This is a genomic window from Pedobacter sp., from assembly GCF_035566355.1.
Lineage (GTDB): Bacteria > Bacteroidota > Bacteroidia > Sphingobacteriales > Sphingobacteriaceae > Pedobacter.
On the sequence record NZ_DATMRL010000030.1, the window covers coordinates 1 to 2,524 of the forward strand.

General features: G+C 38.9%; 4 protein-coding genes. All 4 read right to left on the reverse strand.

The window, feature by feature from the left end; all coding sequences use genetic code 11:
• Nucleotides 1-756 (reverse strand): alpha/beta hydrolase (locus VNZ46_RS01045; RefSeq protein ID WP_325558207.1); only part of this gene is annotated, 756 nt, incomplete at its 3' end.
• A gap of 21 nt (nucleotides 757-777) precedes the next feature.
• Entirely contained in the window at nucleotides 778-1,449 is a 672-nt protein-coding gene (locus VNZ46_RS01050; RefSeq protein ID WP_325558209.1) for a hypothetical protein, read from the reverse strand.
• Between the two features lie 18 nt (nucleotides 1,450-1,467).
• Complete coding sequence (locus VNZ46_RS01055) at nucleotides 1,468-2,307, reverse strand: hypothetical protein (RefSeq protein ID WP_325558210.1); 840 nt, start codon at nucleotides 2,305-2,307, stop codon at nucleotides 1,468-1,470.
• 32 nt (nucleotides 2,308-2,339) lie between these two features.
• Nucleotides 2,340-2,524 (reverse strand): hypothetical protein (locus VNZ46_RS01060; RefSeq protein WP_325558211.1); only part of this gene is annotated, 185 nt, incomplete at its 5' end.

Consider the following 2,524-nt stretch of genomic DNA (forward strand, 5'->3'; position numbering starts at 1 on the left):
CAGTTCCGCATCTACCCCATTCTTCTGCAAAGCCTGGTAAAACACAATACTATTGTTCACATCCACCACCTGATCATCCCCACAATGCGTCAAATACGTAGGAGGCGTATCATTGGTTACCTGCAGTTCATTAGAGAACAAAGCTACTTTTTCTTTTGCAGGCTCCATACCCAGCAAATTAATCTTTGATCCCATATGCGTCAATTGATCATTCATGCTGATTACAGGGTAAACCAGGATCATGAAGTCTGGCCGGAGGCTGATGTTATCTTTATTGGGGATATAGCTTTTGGAGAAATGCGTGCCTAATGTCGAAGCCAAATGCCCTCCTGCACTATAGCCAATCACACCGACCTTAGCAGGATTGAGGTTCCAGTTTACCGCATTAGACCGGATTACTTTCATAGCCTGTTGTGCATCCATGAGTGGTCCATAGCTTTTATCGCGCATGGTCTCTCTTTTCGGTAATCTGTATTTGAGCACAAAAGCTGCAATCCCTTTTTCTGCGAAGGCTTTGCCTATAGTAATGCCTTCTTCTTCAAAGGCCAGGAAGCCATACGCCCCCCCAGGGATTACCAATACTGCTGTTCCTGTAGCTTTTTCTTTAATGGGCAGATATAGGGTCAGGGTTGGTTCTTCTTCTTTGGATAGTTTGACCGTACTTCCAGGAATAGTATCCGGGTAAAGCGGCAGCACTTGTTGTGCTACCGCGGTATACCCTACCATTAGAAAGAGCATTGATATTAATATTTTCATAAGTGATTCGTTCTAAAAGGTTTAATAGTTGTTCGCTCTAATAATAGTCTCAGCGCCTACACCTCCAGCAAACACTAGCGTAATGTTTCTAAATCTTGGTAAATCATAACTAGGCACGGTAAATGAAGTGATCAAATCGCCAGTAGCGGCATTCCTGAATTCAAAAACTTTATCCCCTTCAGAATCTAATCCAGAAACATCTTTGAAAGAGGAAATTGCTTTATAAGCTAGGCTACTTATAAAAGAGCCATTAGCATTTCCCTGCAAGTTTATATTGATGGGAACATTACTTGCAACGAGGTTAATTACCCTTGCGCCAAACACATTAGCCGTATGCGAAGGGATATTTTCTTCTTTCAAAAACACAGATTCTACCGAAGCTGGTGTTCCAGTAAGAAACAAGGAATATACGCCACCATTTACAAAATCCTTGTTCTGGTTATAATACACCTCATTGGGTGCAATTGTCGACGATAATTTCAGCGACTGATTTCCGGTTAAAATGCCAAAAGCTGTGTAGGCGTTATTTGGAATCATGGCTACATTGGTTCCAAACTGGAGTGTACTTCCACCAGCCACTGCATTAGTGATTTGGATGCTCGCCAAAGGCGTTGTTTTGATTTCTTGTTTTTTACACGATGCCAACACCAGTACGAATAGGAGCATCAATATGGATATGAATGTAGTTTTCATAATTATGATAATTAGTTATTAGTTGATGTGCTTCCAGGTAGGCAAGCCTTTTTTCATTTTCTCCAAAGCATCCGTATAAAGCTTTTCATCAGGCTGTCCCTTTTTCATTTTTACAGCTTTCTCTTCCCATTTAATTGCTTCAGTCCTCTTTCCAGTTTTATACAATAAATTTGCGTAAGTATCATGAGCCTCGGAATCATTTTGATACCATTCTTCCATTGCATACTTCATCACCACATCACAGGCAAATTTTAAAACTTTAGGATCATTTACGTTTTCAAATAGTGACCATGTAAGGTTATTAACATAATATTCTGGTCTCTTTAGTGCCTTTTCAAAATAAAGCATGTAGTATTTACCATAATTATTCCAGTCCTTAGCAGTAAAGTAATACTCCATTTTGCTTCCGTATACCACTTCTTCTCCTAAAGCACCAAATTTTGTCGTAACTGTATGTTCTGTTTTGTCCCAGTCCGCCACTGAATAATTTTGTCCATTTTCTTTATGGATAAACTCTTTGGCTATTGCTTTCCTAATTGCATATTCAGCTTGATCTGGTCCTAAAAATGAATTTATTTTATTATGCTGTTTAAAAAAAAGCCTAAATCCTTTACTATCTGTAGTATTCAAATTTTCACTGATAAATAACAAATTGTCTTTGCTCATCAGTTGATCTTCCTTCAATTTAAATAAGTAATTAGCTATATAGTCTTGTGCAAGAGAATCAGCGAGCTTGAAATCTCCCTTTTCTTTAGCTTCTTTTACCAGTGAAGGTACGGTTGTATAATCGATCTTTTTTTGGGCAAAGCCCAGGCTTGTAAGGCTTAAAAAAGCCAAACTTAATAATAATCGTTTCATTGTTTCTTGTGTTAGTTTTTCTTAGTAACTATTTATTTCAGTGTGATGTTTATAGGTTTTCTAGTCATCATTGCATCTACCTTCTGCTGTTCTTCAGCCGTTAATAACCCAGGACCAGGAGATCTCCCTTTCGTATCTAATTCCAGACCGGCTTTCCAGCTTCTGTTGTCAGCGGAAACACCATCAACCATCCATAGTGGAGCCGGCTTGTCTTTTA

Coding starts and splice junctions, on each gene's coding strand:
- VNZ46_RS01050 (WP_325558209.1), bottom strand. CDS start 1,449: ATGAAAACTACATTCATATCCATATTGATGCTCCTATTCGTACTGGTG.
- VNZ46_RS01055 (WP_325558210.1), bottom strand. CDS start 2,307: ATGAAACGATTATTATTAAGTTTGGCTTTTTTAAGCCTTACAAGCCTG.